The 15473-nt window shown below is 68.0% G+C and carries 9 protein-coding genes; 4 read left to right on the forward strand and 5 right to left on the reverse strand.

Translation table 11 applies throughout. From position 1 onward, the window contains the following. Window positions 1–19: 19 nt before the first annotated feature. From ABD156_RS20355 to ABD156_RS20370, 4 genes are all read right to left on the reverse strand, one after another. Window positions 20–1414, reverse strand: a complete 1395-nt coding sequence (locus tag ABD156_RS20355; protein WP_344275630.1) for an OFA family MFS transporter — start codon at window positions 1412–1414, stop codon at window positions 20–22. 162 nt (window positions 1415–1576) lie between these two features. Further along, window positions 1577–3715: an acetate--CoA ligase family protein gene (locus ABD156_RS20360; protein ID WP_344275633.1), complete on the reverse strand. Its 2139-nt coding sequence runs from the start codon at window positions 3713–3715 to the stop codon at window positions 1577–1579. A 2-nt stretch (window positions 3716–3717) separates the two neighbouring features. After that, window positions 3718–4947: a formyl-CoA transferase gene (gene frc, locus ABD156_RS20365; protein WP_344275636.1), complete on the reverse strand. Its 1230-nt coding sequence runs from the start codon at window positions 4945–4947 to the stop codon at window positions 3718–3720. Window positions 4948–4963: 16 nt separating this feature from the next. Beyond that, window positions 4964–6835, reverse strand: a complete 1872-nt coding sequence (locus tag ABD156_RS20370) for a thiamine pyrophosphate-binding protein (protein WP_344275639.1) — start codon at window positions 6833–6835, stop codon at window positions 4964–4966. A 1057-nt stretch (window positions 6836–7892) separates the two neighbouring features. Between ABD156_RS20370 and sucC the strand changes: the two genes are divergently transcribed. The 3 genes from sucC (at window position 7893) to ABD156_RS20385 (ending at window position 10858) form a co-directional block, all read left to right on the forward strand. Beyond that, window positions 7893–9053, forward strand: coding sequence for an ADP-forming succinate--CoA ligase subunit beta (gene sucC / locus ABD156_RS20375; RefSeq protein ID WP_344275643.1), 1161 nt, complete (start codon window positions 7893–7895; stop codon window positions 9051–9053). A 3-nt stretch (window positions 9054–9056) separates the two neighbouring features. After that, a complete protein-coding gene (gene sucD / locus ABD156_RS20380; RefSeq protein WP_344275646.1) occupies window positions 9057–9941 on the forward strand; it encodes a succinate--CoA ligase subunit alpha in 885 nt (294 codons plus the stop codon). Window positions 9942–10003: 62 nt separating this feature from the next. Next, window positions 10004–10858 (forward strand): LysR family transcriptional regulator, encoded by an 855-nt coding sequence (locus ABD156_RS20385; RefSeq protein WP_344275648.1) that lies wholly within the window; start codon window positions 10004–10006, stop codon window positions 10856–10858. Between the two features lie 473 nt (window positions 10859–11331). Here the strand turns inward: ABD156_RS20385 and ABD156_RS20390 are convergent, their stop codons facing one another. Next, window positions 11332–11973, reverse strand: coding sequence for a GntR family transcriptional regulator (locus tag ABD156_RS20390; protein ID WP_344275650.1), 642 nt, complete (start codon window positions 11971–11973; stop codon window positions 11332–11334). Between the two features lie 94 nt (window positions 11974–12067). Between ABD156_RS20390 and ABD156_RS20395 the strand changes: the two genes are divergently transcribed. Then, the gene (locus ABD156_RS20395; RefSeq protein ID WP_344275653.1) at window positions 12068–15403 is read left to right on the forward strand and encodes a molybdopterin-dependent oxidoreductase; all 3336 of its coding nucleotides are present in this window, start codon (window positions 12068–12070) and stop codon (window positions 15401–15403) included. Window positions 15404–15473: the final 70 nt, after the last annotated feature.

Genomic DNA, 15473 nt, shown 5'->3' on the forward strand with positions numbered 1-15473 from the left:
TCCCGGACCAGCGGGGCGCTCAGCTGCCGGCCGCCGGAGCGGTTCGGGCGATCTGCTTGCCCGCCTTTTCCGTTGCGCCACGCCCGGAACGCCCAGGCTGGCGCAAGAACAGCGTCATCACCGCGGACAGCAACGCGATGCACCCGGCCAGCACGTACGCACCGGTGTAGCCCCACGCGGCGATCACCCCGGCTGCCAAGCCGCCGCCTCCGACACCGCCCACCAGTTTCGCGCTGTAGACGATGCCGTAGTTGGTCGCGTTGTGGTTTTCGCCGAAGTAATCCGGTACCAGCGCGGCGAACAGCGGATAGAACGCGCCGCTGCCGAAACCGGTCAGCACCGCGAACACCATGAACCAGAACAAACTGTGCGTCTTGCCCGACCACAGCACGCCGAATTGCGCGAGCGCCGCGATCACCAGCACCCAGAACAACGTCGCTTTGCGCCCGATCCGGTCGGACGCCCAGCCGACGATTCCACGGCCCACCCCGTTAACGATCGCCAGGATTCCCGCCGAGGACGCCGCTACAAACGCGCCGAACTGGCTTTCCTTGGCGAAATCGACCTGGAAATTGATCCCGAACAACGAAACGCCGCCGATCACCACGAGCGTGACCCACATCAGCGGAAGCATGCCGGTGCGGATCGCTTCCATCGGCGTGAACTGGCGCACCGCGGGCGGGTTCTTGGCCAGGCTCTTCGCCTTGCCCGCCGCGCTGCCCTTCAGCCAGGCGATCGGGTCGACCTCGGCGGGCCACCAGTTCTTCGGCGGGTCCTTGAACAGGAAACCGCACAGCCCGACCACTACGAGCATGTACAGGCCGATCGCGTCGAGCGTGATCGTCACGTTCTCATGTCCGAGAAAAGCGCTGAACAGGTAAATGAACGGCACCGAACCGTAAGCGAACCCGCCGTTCACGAACCCGGTGCGAGCGCCGCGTTTCTCCGGATACCATTTGCCGACCATATTGATGCACGTCGCGTACACCAGCCCGGCGCCGATTCCGCCCAGCACCGAATACCCGATGAACGCCACCACCAGGTTTCCGCTGTGCGCGATGGAGAAGTAGCCGATCCCGGAACACACCGCGCCGGCCAGCATCGCCGTTTTCGCCGACACGATGTTCTTCTCCCGCAGCCGCCCGGCCGGGAAAGCGACCCCGGCCTGGAACACGGCCCAGATGCTGGCCAGCCAGAACGCGTCCGACAACGACCAGCCGTATTTCTCTTCGAGCGTTCCCTCGACGGCTCCCCAGCCGTATTCGAACACGCTCACCGCCATCATGGCCACCCACGGCAGCCAGACCATCCAGCTGCGGGACCGGCCCATCAGGTCCCGGGGGCTCTCCCCGATCCGGTACGTCCGCCCGTTTTCGTCGACGATCTCCTGGTATGTCGGTTGGGCTGCGGTCATGAGAATTCTCTTTCGTCACCGTTGACTTCGGTTCCCGTGCCGGGCTGTCTCCGTTCTTCCCCCGAGCCGGGACACGACCGCGCGTCCCGGCTTCCCTTCCTCGCCGCACTCCGCTGACCAGCGGTTAGGTGTCGGGCAACGTACGCCTCCCTCCGGACTTGATCAAGGCAGCAGCCCCGCCGAACGCGCCCAGCGGTACTTCGCGCCGAGCACCGCGACCGGCTTTTCGGTCGTGTAGGGATAAGCGACGACGCCGTGTGCGTACAGGTGCTCGCTGGCCTGCTCGACCTCGACATCCCCGGACAGCGAGGCCACCACCGGCTTGTGGATTCCTTTCCGCCGAAACTCCTCCACGACGTCCACGACCAGCTCCGCGAACACCATCGGCGGCGTGACGATCGTGTGCCAGTAACCGAGAACCAACGAGTGAATACGATCGTCGGAAAGGCCGAGCGCGATGGTGTTCCGGTAGGTCGAGGGCGGTTCGCCGCCGGTGATGTCCACCGGGTTGCCGGCCGCGCCGAACGGCGGGATGTATTCGCGGAACGCGGCGTCGAGGTCGTCCGGGATGTGCATCAGCGTGAGCCCGTTGTCCACACAGGCGTCCGACAGCAGCACCCCGGAACCGCCCGCGCCGGTGATGATCACGACGTTTTCGCCCTTCGGCGTGGGCAGTTTCGGCACGCCTCGCGCGTATTCGAGCAAGTCGTTGAGCCCGGGCGCGCGAATGACGCCGCTCTGCCGCAGGATGTCGTCGTAGACCCGGTCATTTCCGGCTAGTGCACCGGTGTGCGACCCGGCCGCTTTCGCGCCTTCCGACGTGCGCCCGGCTTTCAGCACCACCACTGGTTTCTTCGCGGACACCCGTTTCGCGGTTTCGGCGAACGCGCGACCGTCCTTGAGATCTTCCAGATGCATGGCGACGAGTTCGGTGTTGTCGTCATGCTCGAAGAACGTGAGAAGATCGTCTTCGTCGATGTCTGCCTTGTTTCCGACGCCGACAATCGCCGACACACCCATTCCCGCCGACCGGCTGAAGCCCAGAATCGCCATCCCGATCCCGCCGCTCTGCGACGACAGTGCCACGCCGCCCTTGACGTCATAAGGAGTGCAGAACGTCGCCGACAGGTTCTCCGGCGTGTAGTAATAGCCGTAGATGTTCGGGCCGAGAATCCGCACTCCGTACTTGCGCGCGATGGCCAGCACTTCGTTCTGCAGCTCGATGTTTCCCGTCTCGCCGAAGCCAGACGGGATCAGGATCGCCCCGGCCACGCCTTTCGCGCCCGCCTCTTCCAGCGCTGCCGGCACGAACTTGGCCGGGATCGCGAAGACCGCGACATCCACGTCGCCGGGCACGTCCGCGATGCTCGGATACGCCTTGCGGTCGAGGATTTCCGCGGCCTTCGGATTGATCGGATAGATCTCGCCCGCGTACCCGCCGTTGACGAGATTCTTCATCACCGAATTGCCGATCTTGCCGTCCTCGGCGGACGCTCCGATGACCGCGACCGCCGCCGGCTTCATGATCCGGTTCATCGCGGTCAGGATTTCGTCCTGGCTGAACCGCACCGGCTCCGCGGCCGCCGCCGGATCGACGAGGATCCGCACGTCCACCGCAGTCGCCCCGTCGCCGGTGGCGAGCACCGGGTTGAGGTCGACCTCGGCCAACTGCGGGAAGTCGGTGACCAGCCGCGACAGCCGACGCACAATATCCGCCAGCGCCGCCTTGTCCACCGCTTCGCGGCCGCGTACTCCATTGAGGACTTCAGCCGCGGCGATTCCGTCCACCATGGACAGCGCCTCGTCGGTGCTCGTGGGTGCCAGGCGGAAAGTGATGTCCTTCAACACCTCGACCAGAACTCCGCCGAGTCCAAACGCGACAATCTTGCCGAAGCTCTGATCGGTGACCGCACCGATGATCACCTCTTGCCCGCTGGTCAGCATCTGCTGCACCTGGACGCCGGCGAGGCGCGCCGACGCATCGTAAGCCTTGGCATTAGCCAGAATGGCGGCGTAACCGTCCTCGACTTCCTGCTCGGTGCAGAGCCCGACGAGCACACCGCCAGCCTCGGTTTTGTGCAGGATGTCCGGCGACACGATCTTCAGCACCACCGGCAGGCCGATTTCCGTCGCCTGCGCCACCGCTTCCTCCGCCGACGTGGCGAGCCGTTCCTGTGGCGTCGGAATCCCGTACGCCTCGCAGATCGCGCGTCCCTCCGGCGCGGTCAGCACGGAACGGCCTTCCTCGGCTGCTCGGGCCAGGATCTCCTCGACCGCCGCGCGGTCCATTTCCGTGGTCATCCTCAGATCACGCCCGCCGTCCGAAGGTGCTCGACGTCCGCCGTGCTGTAGCCGAGTTCGCCGAGCACTTCGTCGTTGTGTTCGCCCAGCAACGGTGAACGCTCGACGTCCACCGGCGAGTCCGACAGCTTCAACGGGCAGCCCACCGTCTTGAACGCGCCGCGCTCCGGATGCGGCACCTCGACCACCGACCCGAGCTCGGCCAGGGTCTCGTCCTCGATCAGCTCCTTAGTGGACAGAATCGGTCCACAAGGGATGTTGCGGGCGTTGAGCAGCTCCATCACTTCCCATTTGGTGCGCTGCTCGGTCCATTCCTCGACCATCGCGAACACCTTGTCCAGTTTGGACAGCCGCGCCTCGGGAGTGGCCCAGTCCGGGTCCTCGGTGAGCTCAGGCCGTCCGATCAGCTCAGTCAGCGGAGCCCAGCCGACCGGCTGGACGATGACGTAGATGTAGTCGTTGGGCCCGCCTGGCGCGCAGCGCACCGCCCAGCCCGGCTGGCCGCCGCCGGACGCGTTGCCCGAACGCGGCACCTCGTCGCCGAACCGCTCGTTGGGATACTCCCCCAGCGCCCCGTGCGCCAGCCGCTGCTGGTCGCGCAGCTTGACCCGGCACAGGTTGAGCACCGCGTCCTGCATCGCCACCTGCACCCGCTGCCCGCGTCCGGTGCTCGTGCGCTGGTACAACGCCGCGAGAATCGCCGCGACCAGATGGATGCCCGTACCCGAATCGCCGATCTGCGCACCGGTGGCGGTCGGCGGCCCCTGTTCGAAGCCGGTCGTGCTCATCGAGCCGCCCATCGCCTGCGCGATCACTTCGTAGGCCTTGAAATTCGCGTACCTGCCAGGCCCGAACCCTTTGATGGACGCGTAAATCAGCCGCTCGTTGATCTCGTGCAGCTTCTCCCAGGAGAACCCGAAGCGGTCCACCACGCCAGGCCCGAAGTTCTCCACCAGAACGTCCACTGAGGACACCAGTTTGGTGAAGACTTCCTTGCCCTGCTCGCTTTTCATGTTCAGCGTGATGCTGCGCTTGTTCGCGTTCAGCATCGTGAAGTACAGACTGTCCACTCCGGGCAGATCGCGCAGCTGACCTCGCGTGATGTCGCCGCGGCCGGGGGTTTCGAGCTTCACGACGTCCGCGCCGAGCCAGGCGAGGATCTGGGTCGACGACGGTCCTGATTGGACGTGGGTCATGTCGAGGACGCGGACGCCCTCCAGTGCCTTTCCCATCTTCGGCTCCTCCCGACTACTTGTACATCGTCTGGTTCATGGTTCCGGGGGCGTAGGCGTCCGGGTCGACCCAGACGTTGATCAGCGACGGCTTGCCGGATTCCCGCGCGCGGCGCAGCGCCGGGGCGATGTCCGCCGGGTCGCGGACCTCCTCCCCGTAGCCGCCGAGCATCCGGGCGAACTGGTCGTAGGGGACGTCGCCGAGGGTGTTGCCGATGCGTTCGCGCGCGAGGCCGTATTTCTGCGCCTGGCCGTAGCGGATCTGGTTCATCGACGAGTTGTTCCCGACGATTCCGACGAACGGGAGATCGAACCGCACCAGCGTCTCGAAGTCCCAGCCGGTCAAGGAAAACGCGCCGTCGCCGAAAAGCGCCACGACTTCCTGGTCCGGACGCGCGTGCTTCGCGGCCATCACGAACGGAATGCCGACCCCGAGTGTCCCCAGTGGACCGGGATCCATCCAGTGCCCGGGTGCCTTCGGCTGCACGACCTGCCCGGAGAACGTGACGATGTCGCCGCCGTCGCCGATGTAGATCGAGTCCTCGGTCAGGAATTCGTTGATCTCGTGCACCAACCGGTACGGATGGATCGGATTCGCGTCGGAATGCTGCTGCGGCAACCGCTTCTGCTTGGCTTTCTCCTCGACCGCACGCAGCTCTTCCAGCCACGGCTTGCGCCCGACCGCCCCGTTGTCCACGCGACCCGACGCGGCATCCGCGACGGCGGCGAGGATCTGTCCGGCGTCTCCGACAATGCCGAGATCGATGTCGCGATTCTTGCCGACCGTACGGTAGTCGAGGTCGATCTGCACCACCTGCGCGTCGGGAGAAAGCCTCTTGCCGTAACCCATCCGGAAGTCGAACGGCGTGCCGACAATGACGATCACGTCGGCGTTGTCGAACGCGTAACGGCGAGACAACTGGAAGTGGTGCGGATCGCCCGGCGGCAGCGTTCCCCGACCGGCGCCGTTCATGTACGCCGGGATGTTCAATGCGCGCACGAGTTCCGTCGCAGGCTCGGTGGCGCGAGTCGTCCAGACCTGGCTGCCGAGCAGAATCGCCGGTTTCTTGGCGTGCACCAACAGATCCGCGAGCTTCTCGACGTCCGCCGGATCGCCCGCGTTCCGAGTGGAAGCGCGATAGCGGCCGGACTCCGGGATCCTCGCGTTCTCCAGCGGCACCCTGGCGTCGAGAACGTCGCGCGGAATCTCCAAAAAGGACGGTCCGGGCGCGCCCGCGAAGGCCTCCCGGAACGCCATCGACACCAGGTCCGCAGCCCGCGAAGTGTGCGGGACGGTGGCCGCGAACTTGGTGATCGGGCTCATCATGTCCACGTGCGGGAGGTCCTGCAGCGAGCCCATTTTGTGCTGGCTCAGCGCACCTTGACCGCCGATCAGCAGCATCGGGCTCTCCGCGCGCAACGCGTTCGCGACGCCCGTGACCGCGTCGGTCGTCCCCGGCCCCGCCGTGACCACCGCACAGCCGGGACGCCCGGTGATCCGCGCGTACCCGTCGGCCGCGTGCGCCGCGACCTGCTCGTGCCGGACGTCGATGACGCTGATGCCCTCGTCCACGCAGCCGTCGTAGATGTCGATGATGTGGCCGCCGCAGAGGGTGAAGATGGTGTCGACGCCTTCAGCTTTCAGGGCTTTCGCGACCAGGTGCCCGCCGGAGATCGTGGCTGCCGCCTCGCGGTCGCCGCTGGCAGTGGTGGCCCTGGGCTGCTCCGTGGTCGCGCCGGTGTTCTCGCTGTGCTTCTCCCCGGGCTCCCAGCCGGTTCGCCCGTTGGGGTTCTCGCTGTTCTTCTCTCCGGGCTCCCGGCCGGTTCGCCCGCTGGGGTTCTCGCCGGTGTGCTGGCCTGCTTGCCGGCCGGTCGTGGTTGGCGACATGCGCAACTCCTCCTGTCCCGCGCCGGACCTCTCTGATCCGCGCGCTCGTCCCGGTCTGCTCGTGCCCTCTCCGCGGCCCGCCGGATCTGTCGCCGCAGGTCAGCGGCTCGTCGCCGGAAGACTGTAGATTGCATACCGTATGAGGTAGGCATTAGACTTACTCTTCGAGCCGCCCGCTGTCCAGGGGCATCCGCAGGTTTGTCCGACTGGCTTGCGGGCCGCTTCGCCCCGGGTTCCGGAGGGAGGTTCGCGAGCTGATTCGTCGGGTTGATCTGCCGCATCGGAGGCGGCGGCAGTTCTCGTTCGTCGGATCGGTTTGTGCCGCTGAACGTGGCGGCAGTTCGGCTCGCCAGGCCGACCTTGCCTGCCCAACGTGGTGGCGGTTCGGCTCGTCAGATCGATCTGTCCTGTCGAACGCGGAGGCAGCTCAGCTCGTCAGATCGATCTGCCCGGCTGAACATGGCGGCGGACTTGCGGACGCGTCCACCGCACCGGAGCGCATCGGCGCTGAGTGGTGCGGATCGGGCGCGTCGTCGGAGCGCGTCGGTGCTCAGTGGTGCGGATCGGACGCGTCGACGGGTCCGCACCGGAGCGCGTCGGCACCAAGCGGTGCGGACCAGGCGCGTCGACGACGCCTGCCGCATGGAGGGGCATCCACCTCAAGCGGTTCGGATCGGACGCGTCGACAGGGATTCGGCTGGGATCCGCCTCCTCCGGGCGGATGCCAGAGCTGCACGGGATCCGCATCCGGCCAACCTGGCCGGATGTCGGGGGGGTCGGCCAGGCCGAGACCTGCCGGGTCCATCCCGGACAACCGGGCCCAGGCCGGAACTCCCGGCCAAACCCGCCCGGGCAATCAGCCGGGCCACAACTTCAACCCACAACCCAACCGTCCCCCTGACCCGCCATCAGCACCTGCCACCAGCACCGGCCGCCCGCCACCAGCACCAGCCTCAGCAAGACGGCTCAACCGAACTGGCCAAGAAGCAGCCCCAACCCGCACACAAACCCACCCTCACCAACCCCCGGCTCCCCCGCCCGCAAGGAAGGAATCCCGATGGACCTCTTGGAACACCAAGCGCGCGACCTCTTCGCCGCGCACGGCGTGCCAGTCCCCCGCGGCCAGGTCGTCGCCACGCCCGAGGAAGCACGGGCGGCGGCCGTCGAGATCGGCGGGCCGGTGGTCGTCAAGGCGCAGGTCAAGACCGGCGGCCGGGGCAAGGCGGGCGGGGTGAAGCTCGCGGCCCGGCCGGACGACGCCGAGCGGATCGCCGGCGAGATCCTCGGCATGGACATCAAAGGCCACCGCGTGCATCGCGTCCTCGTGACCGAGGCGAGCGATATCGCCGACGAGTACTACGTTTCCTACCTCCTCGACCGCGCCGACCGGACCTTTCTCGCGATCGCGTCCGCGGCCGGCGGCATGGATATCGAGGAAGTCGCCGCGACCCGGCCCGAAGCACTGGTCAAGGTGCCGATCGACCTCCGCGTCGGGGTGGATCTGGTGAAGGCGCGCAGGATCGCGGCGGCGGCGCGACTTCCGGTCGAAGCGGCAAGTGTCCTGGTTCGGCTGTGGGACGTGTTCACCTCCGAGGACGCCACACTCGTCGAGGTGAATCCGCTTGCCCGTACGCGCGGCGGAGAAATCGTCGCGCTCGACGGGAAGGTCACGCTCGACGACAACGCCGCGTTCCGGCATTCCGGGCATCAGGTGTTCGCGGACGCGGAACTCGGGGATCCGCTTGAGCAGCAGGCGGCCGAGCAGGGACTCAATTACGTCAAGCTCGACGGCGACATCGGCGTGATCGGCAATGGCGCCGGGCTCGTGATGTCCACTCTGGATGTAGTGGCTGCCGCGGCGCAGGAGGCCGGGGCGGTCGGGCCGGCGAATTTCCTCGACATCGGCGGCGGGGCGTCCGCGGAAGTGATGTCGGCCGGGCTCGGGGTGATTCTCGGGGATCCGGCGGTGCGCAGTGTGTTCGTGAACGTCTTCGGCGGGATCACGGCGTGCGACGCGGTCGCGGACGGCATCGTGAAAGCGTTGGCGCTGCTGGGCGATCGCGCGACGAAACCGTTGGTGGTCCGGCTCGACGGGAACAATGTCGCCGAGGGCAGGCGGATCCTCGCCGAGGCGGCGCATCCGCTGGTGACGGTGGTCGCGACGATGGACGACGCCGCCCGCGAAGCGGCCAAGCTCGCGACTGTGACGGAGGGCTGACCGATGGCGATTTTCCTGGACGGCACCAGCCGGGTCGTCGTTTCCGGCATCACCGGTTCGGAGGGCGCCAAGCACACCCGCCGGATGTTGGCCGCGGGCACGAACGTCGTGGGCGGAGTGAATCCGCGCAAGGCCGGGCAGACCGTTTCCCTTGCCGGGCATGAACTGCCGGTGTTCGGCGGCGTCGCCGAGGCGATGGCGGAGACCGGTGCGGACGTAGTGGTCTTGTTCGTGCCGCCGCCGTTCGTGAAGGACGCGGTGCTCGAGGCGGTCGAAGCCGGCATCGGTCTCGCGGTGGTGATCACCGAGGGCGTACCGGTGCACGATTCCGCCGCGTTCTGGGCGCACGCGCGCAACAGCCGCACCCGGATCGTCGGGCCGAACTGTCCTGGCCTGATCTCCCCCGGGCTGTCGAACGCCGGGATCATCCCCGCCGACATCACCGGTCCCGGACGGATCGGACTGGTGTCGAAATCCGGGACGCTCACCTACCAGCTCATGCACGAACTCCGGGACATCGGCTTTTCCAGCTGCATCGGCATCGGCGGCGACCCAGTCGTCGGCACCACGCACATCGACGCGGTCGAGGCGTTCGAGAAGGACCCGGACACCGACGTGATCGTGCTGATCGGCGAAATCGGCGGCGACGCGGAGGAGCGCGCGGCGGCTTACGTGCGAGAGAACGTGCGGAAGCCGGTCGTCGGGTACGTCGCCGGGTTCACCGCGCCGGAAGGCAAAACCATGGGGCACGCGGGAGCGATCGTGTCGGGGTCGTCCGGGACCGCCGCGGCGAAGAAGGCGGCGCTCGAAGCGGCTGGAATCCGGGTCGGGCGCACGCCGAGCGAGACGGCGCGGCTGGTTCGCGAGGTGCTTGCCGAAACCAGCTGAGGCCGGAAGAGGCGGCACAGGCGTAGTACTACCCCCGGAGTGGTTCGGATTCAGGAGGACCGATGGACCTGCGGCAGCTGGAAACCGTCGTGGCAGTGGCCGAGGAGGGCGGGTTCACAGCGGCCGCGCGGCGGTTGCACACGGTGCAGTCGACTGTGTCCACTGTGGTCCGTGCGCTCGAACGCGATCTCGGCGCCGAGCTGTTCGAGCGCACCACTCACCGGGTCGCGCTCACGCCTGCGGGCAAAGCGTTTCTCCCGGCCGCGCGAGCCGCGCTGGAGGCGGCGAGCCAGGCTCGGGCGACTGTCGACCGGGCGCGCTGGCAAGTCACCGGGGAGGTCCGGATCGGGGTCATGCCCGGGGCGTGGCCGGAACCGCATCGGGCGCTGAGCGCGTTGCGCCGCGACCATCCCGGAGTGCGCGTGCTGGTGCGGACCGCGCCGCCGAACCAGCTGCGCGAGGCGGTCGTGACATCCACTGTGGACATAGTGGTCGCGGTCGCCGGCTGCGCCCCGAGCGAGGGCCTGGTGAGCCGTCCGGTCTGGAAGGAGGAGATGGTGCTGGTCACCGCGGCGGGCGACGGGGCCGCCGATCGCCCGGTGTCGGCCGCCGAAGCGGCCAGCACCGCGGTGGTGGATTTCGCGCCGGGATGGGCGATCCGGGAGGCTACCGACCGGACGTTCCAGTCGGCGCGGGTGCGGCGGACCGTCGTGCACGAGGTCACCGACGCGCCGGCTGCGGCCGAACTGGTGCGGCACGATCTCGGCGGTTGCGTGCTGCCGGTGTCGATCGCCGCGCAGTTCCCGGACCTGACCGGCCGCCGGTTCGCCCGCGGCGGTCCGGCGTGGAACATCACGGCTACGCACGCCGGCGACCCGCGTCCGGCGGTGGCGGCGGTGTTGCGGCATCTGACCTGACCGCACCCGCGGTGAGCCTGGCATCGAATATCACGATGACCGGCACGGCGGTCCGGCGACAAGCTGTGGTGCGGCATCTGGCCAGACGCGGTCCGCCTACGGCTGCCCTATCCGGGACATCACCGCCGCGCACGCTGGCGATCCCGTGACGAGCAAGCGATGTTGCCGCACCCGACCGGACCAGTTTCATCCGCAACGAACCGACGTCCCGACGACGGACCGACCTCCAACACATCGTGGCACCCCACGCTGGCGACCCGGTCCCGCCCCGAGGCCGCGGCTTCGCGGCATCCGCCCACGACCGCACGCCGCCTCGCTCGCAAACACCGCGTCACACTCGGAAGTTCCTACTGCCCATCGTCCAGACCAGGACCCACCGATCAGCGATTCGCCCCCCCCCACAGCCCGACGCAGCAAAACCCTCGCTCAACCGAACGGCACCCGATCGCCCTGCCAGCACACCAAACACCTGCTCAGCCCGAAGCCCAATCCGCCCGGATGTGCTTCAGATGCGCCCGCACCTGCCCCTCCAACCGGCCCCAATCCCGAGCCTCCACCGTCGCCAGCATCTCCCGGTGCTCCCGCGCCGAATCCGCCAACCGGCCATGCTCGGCGAGTTTTTCCAAGCCGTACAGGCGCGTCTGGTCGCGCAGGTTCGCGATGGCGTCGGTCAGCCGCCCGTTCCCCGCCAGGGACAGCAAGTCCAGGTGGAATCGGCGATCTGCCTCCAGGAATCGCGCAACATCGCCTTCCCCTGCCGCGGTCTCGATCTCGGCGGCCAGGCCGTCCAGTCGCGCGAGGTCGCCGGGGCCGGCGGCCGCGGCGGCGGACAGCGTCGCCGGGACTTCCAGCAGCAGCCGCATTTCGTAGATTTCGTCCAGGTCTCGTTCGGTCATCGCGACGACCCGGTAGCCGCGGTTGCGGACCGGTTCCAGGAGACCCTGGTTGACCAGCGTCAGCAACGCCTCGCGCACCGGGCTGCTCGACACGCCCAGGCGCGTCGCGAGCGCGGCCGCCGAATAGATGTCGCCGGGGCGCAGGTCGCCGGACACCATCGCCTGCCGCACGACTTCGAGCACTTGTTCGCGCAGGTTGGTGCGCTGCAGCTGCGTCACGGGAGCACTCCTCCGCTCTCGCGGGCTTGACTTCGCCCGCTTCCGTCCCGCATCGTACAGGAGTAACCGGTAGCCGGTTACTAAGGAGTAACTCATGCCTGAGGTTCGCGGTTACTGCACGTTGTGCCGGTCGCGCTGCGGCGCGGTCTACACAGTCGAGAACGGAACGCTGCGCGGCGTCCGGCCGGATCCCGCGCACCCGACCGGGGCCGCGTTGTGCCCGAAGGGCCGGGCGGCGCCAGAGCTGGTCTACTCCCCCGAACGACTGCGCCGGCCGTTGCGCCGCACCACGCCGAAGTCCGACCCGGATCCGAAGTGGCGCGAGATCAGCTGGGACGAAGCGCTTTCCGAGATCGCGGGGCGGCTCGGCGACATCCGCGCGGTCAGCGGGGCCGAGGCGGTCGCGTTTTCAGTCACCTCCCCCAGCGGCACGCCGATGTCCGACTCGATCGACTGGGTCGAGCGGTTCATCCGGCTTTTCGGCAGCCCCAATACGCTGTACTCGACCGAGATTTGCAACTGGCACAAGGATTTCGCGCACGCGTTCACGTTCGGTTCGGGACTGCCCGCCCCGGATTACGCGGGGACGGAATTCGCGGTGTTGTGGGGGCATAATCCGGCCAAGGCGTGGCTTGCGCAATCTGCGGCATTGGCCGGGGCGCGGACACCGAAGCTGGCGGTTGTCGATCCGCGGCGGACTGCGAGCGCGGTGCAGGCCGAGCATTGGCTCCGGGTCCGGCCAGGCACCGACGGTGCGCTCGCGCTCGGGGTCGCCCGGGCGTTGCTCGAGCGTCGCGGACACGACGAAGCGTTCGTGCGGTCGTGGACTAATGCTCCGCTGCTGGTCCGAGTCGACAATGGACGGTTTTTGCGGGCGTCGGAAATTGACCCCGCCGGGGCGGGATTCGCAGTGTGGGACGAAACGGCTGGCCAGGCTGAGCCGTACGACACGGATTATCCGGCGACCGGGCCGGAAAGGTTCGCGTTGCACGGAAAACGTCGTGTGCGCACGTCGGCTGGTTACGTTGACTGCATTCCCGCGTTCGAGTATTACGAGCAGGCCTGTGCCGCGTGGCCGCTCGACCGGACCGAGGCGGTGACGACTGTCGAGGGCGCGGCGATCGAAGCTTTCGCGGCGGACCTTGCCGAGGCGAAATCCGTTACCTACGCGGCATGGTCGGGCGTCGGTCAGCACGCGAACGCGACGCAGACCGAGCGCGCGATCGCCACTCTCTACGCGCTCACCGGCAGTTATGACTCCCCCGGCGGCAACGTCGTTCTGCCGAAGCTGCCGGTCGCGCCGGTCACGTCGCCGGATCAGCTCGCAGCCGAGCAGCGCGCGAAAGCCCTTGGCCTTCAAGAGTTTCCGCTCGGGCCACCCGCGCAGGGATGGGTGACCGCGCGCGACTTTTGCCGGGCGGTTCTCGACGAGAAGCCTTATCCGGTCCGGGCTTTGGTGTCGTTCGGCGGGAATCTTCTGCTTTCTCAACCAGATCCAAAACGCACTGCGGAAGCGTTGCGGCGCTTGGAATTCGCGGTGCATCTTGATTTGTTCGAGAATCCGACCGCGCGGTTCGCCGATCTTTTGCTGCCGGTTCAGACGCCGTGGGAGCATGAGGCCGTCAAGGCGGGTTTCGAAATCACCCAGGCGGCACAGGAACACGTGCAGTTGCGGCCTCGGATGGCTGATCCGATCGGAGAGTCGCGTTCGGACACTGAGGTCGTGTTCGCACTGGCCGAGCGGCTCGGGCTCGGCGCGGAGTTCTTCGACGGCCGCATCGAGGACGGCTGGGATCACCAACTCGCCCCGCTCGGCCTCACTGCCGCACAATTGCGCGAGCGACCGGGCGGTGTTGATCTGCCGTTGCGGACTGAGTACCGCAAGTATGCCCAGTGCGCGGAAAATGGTGCGGCGACGGGGTTTGCGACGCAGACCCGGCGGGTCGAGCTGTATTCCGAGCGGCTCGCCGAGCATGGCCAGCCCGCGGTCCCGGACGCGGAGCCGCCCGCGCCGGATCCGCGGCACCCGCTGGTGCTGACGTGCGCGAAGAACGGGTATTTCTGCCACAGCCAGCATCGCGGGATTTCGTCGCTGCGCAAGCGTTCTCCGGAACCGGCCGTCGATCTGAGCGCCGAACTCGCGGCGGAGCGCGGGATCGAGGACGGGCAGTGGGTCCGCATCACGACCGCCTCCGCGGACGTCCGGATGCGGGCGCGGATCGATCCCGCGCTGCATCGCGACGTGGTCGTGGCCGAGTACGGCTGGTGGCAACCCGCTCCCGACCTCGCGCTGCCCGGTTCGGACCCGCTCGAGGACGGCGGGACCAACTACAACCTGCTCGTCGGCGACGACGCCCATGACCCGGTCAGCGGATCGGTTCCGTTGCGCTCGACGTTCTGCGACGTCCGGCCGGACGAGTCGCGGCCGTGGACCGGGCAGCGGGAGTTCGTGGTCGAGGGCGCGGAGTTCGAGACCGAGGACATCCGGTCGGTGCGCCTCGAACCGGTCGACGGGCGGCCGGTGCCGGGGTTCCGCGCCGGGCAGCACATCACGGTCGCCTGGCCGGACGCACCTGGGCTGACCCGCAGTTATTCGCTCACCGGGGCCGCGCAAGCGCCGGACGGCGGGTACGCGATCGCGGTACGGCGAGTGTCGGGCGGGCAGTTCTCGCCCGCGGTGCACGACCGCGTTCAGCCGGGGACTCGGTTGCTGGTCACGGCTCCGTCCGGCGGGTTCGCGGTGCCGACTGTCCATTCGCGACCCATCGTGCTGCTCGCCGCCGGGATCGGGATCACGCCGTTCCTGAGCTACCTGGAGACGCTCGACCCGGCGTCGGCACCGGAGATCGTGCTGCACCACGGCAGCCGCGACCGGTCTCGGCACGCGTTCCGCGAGCGCATCGCCGCGCTGGCCGGCGGCCTGCCGACTGTCCAGATCTTGGACCACTACAGCCGTCCTGGTCCGGACGAGCCCTGCGATTTCACCGGCCGGATCACCGCTGACCGCATCGACGCTGACCTGATCCGGCGGCGGGCCCGGTTCTACTTGTGCGGTCCCGAAATCATGCTGGACGAGGTGACCGCCGGCCTGGTGGAGCGGGGCGTGCCGCGCTTCGACATCTTCACCGAGAAGTTCCACGCCGCGCTCGCGCCGGTCCAGATCCCGGACGGTGCCAAGGCCACTGTGCGGTTCGCGCGGTCCGGCCGCGAGCTGACCTGGCGAGCCGGCGACGGGGATCTGCTGCGGTTCGCTGAAGCGTCCGGCGTCGCGCTGCCCAGCGGATGCCGGCTCGGACAGTGCGAAAGCTGTGCGGTGCCGGTGCTCGACGGAAGCGTCGCGCACCTGGTCGCCATCGCCGACGATCTGCCCGCTGACCAGTGCCTTGCCTGCCAGGCGGTACCCACTACCGATGTAGTGCTCGATGCGTGAGCCTGGTCACCCCCTAACCTCGCAAACCCCGTCGGGGGTGCGAAATCCGGCACTCGGACGGCATCATCGG

The sequence above is a fragment of the Amycolatopsis albidoflavus genome, from assembly GCF_039525725.1.
GTDB classification, from domain to species: domain Bacteria; phylum Actinomycetota; class Actinomycetes; order Mycobacteriales; family Pseudonocardiaceae; genus Amycolatopsis; species Amycolatopsis albidoflava.

Coding starts and splice junctions, on each gene's coding strand:
- ABD156_RS20360 (WP_344275633.1), bottom strand. CDS start 3,715: ATGACCACGGAAATGGACCGCGCGGCGGTCGAGGAGATCCTGGCCCGA.
- ABD156_RS20385 (WP_344275648.1), top strand. CDS start 10,004: ATGGACCTGCGGCAGCTGGAAACCGTCGTGGCAGTGGCCGAGGAGGGC.
- ABD156_RS20370 (WP_344275639.1), bottom strand. CDS start 6,835: ATGTCGCCAACCACGACCGGCCGGCAAGCAGGCCAGCACACCGGCGAG.
- ABD156_RS20395 (WP_344275653.1), top strand. CDS start 12,068: ATGCCTGAGGTTCGCGGTTACTGCACGTTGTGCCGGTCGCGCTGCGGC.
- ABD156_RS20355 (WP_344275630.1), bottom strand. CDS start 1,414: ATGACCGCAGCCCAACCGACATACCAGGAGATCGTCGACGAAAACGGG.
- sucD (WP_344275646.1), top strand. CDS start 9,057: ATGGCGATTTTCCTGGACGGCACCAGCCGGGTCGTCGTTTCCGGCATC.
- frc (WP_344275636.1), bottom strand. CDS start 4,947: ATGGGAAAGGCACTGGAGGGCGTCCGCGTCCTCGACATGACCCACGTC.
- sucC (WP_344275643.1), top strand. CDS start 7,893: ATGGACCTCTTGGAACACCAAGCGCGCGACCTCTTCGCCGCGCACGGC.